1 protein-coding gene is annotated in these 1,058 nt (G+C 70.0%); it reads left to right on the top strand.

Going from position 1 to position 1,058, the window contains the following annotated elements; translation table 11 throughout:
- Positions 1 to 1,058, top strand: a 1,058-nt coding sequence (locus tag J2851_RS35450; protein WP_209774090.1) for an IS701 family transposase, incomplete at both ends; no start/stop codon positions are given.

Below are 1,058 nucleotides of genomic sequence, written 5' to 3'. Positions count from 1 at the left end.
GGGCTGGGAGGTCGCTCTGGATGCGCTGATGGGACGGCTTGGGTCGCGGTTCTGCCGGGTTGAGGCGCGGCAACGGGCGCGGTCCTATGTTGCCGGCCTGTTGGCGCCGCTGGAGCGCAAGAACGGTTGGCATCTCGCCGAAGCGGCGGGCGACGCCAGCCCGGACAGCGTGCAGGATTTCCTGGCGCGCATGCGCTGGGATGCCGACGCCGTGCGCGACGACCTGCGCGCCTATGTGGTCGAGCACCTGGGCGATCCGCAGGCCGTGTTGGTGCTCGACGAGACCGGCTTCGTGAAGAAGGGCATGCGCTCGGTCGGCGTGCAGCGCCAGTACTCCGGCACCGCCGGGCGCATCGAGAACTGCCAGATCGGCGTGTTCCTCGGCTACGCCGGCCGCCATGGCCACGCGCTGATCGACCGCGCCTTGTACCTGCCGCAGTCCTGGGCCGGTGACGAGGGCCGCCGTCGCCTCGCCTGGGTGCCCGAGGGGGTGGCCTTTGCCACCAAGCCGAAGATGGGGGCGGCGATGCTCGACCGCGCACTCGACGCCGGGGTGCCGTGCGCGTGGGTCGCGGCCGACAGCGTGTACGGAGCCGACAGTGCCCTGCGCCAAGCGCTGGTGCGGCGCCGGATCGGCTACGTGCTGGCGGTCACCAGCGGCCAGCGGCTGTTTCCAGGCACGGTGCGCGATTGGGTCGAGGAGGTGCCGGCCGACGGCTGGCATCGGCTTGGGGCTGGGCATGGCTCCAAGGGGCCGCGGCTGTACGACTGGGCTCATCTGCCGTTTCGCGGTGCCCCGGAGGGCTGGGACAAGGGATTGTTGATCCGGCGCCGCTTGGCGGATGGCGATCTGACCTTCTACTTCACCTTCGCTCCGAGCGGGACGCCGCTGAAGGAGCTGGTGCGGGTGGCCGGCACGCGCTGGACCATCGAGAGTGCCTTCGAACTGGCCAAAGGCGAGGTTGGGCTCGACCACTACGAGGTGCGTTCCTGGACCGGTTGGCACCGGCACATCACTTTGGCGATGCTGGCTCTGGCCTTTCTCACCGTCGTGCGCA

The sequence above is a fragment of the Azospirillum rugosum genome, from assembly GCF_017876155.1.
GTDB classification, from domain to species: Bacteria; Pseudomonadota; Alphaproteobacteria; order Azospirillales; family Azospirillaceae; genus Azospirillum; species Azospirillum rugosum.
The sequence above is the reverse complement of the archived record's forward strand: the minus strand, read 5'-3'. Positions and strand labels throughout refer to the sequence as shown.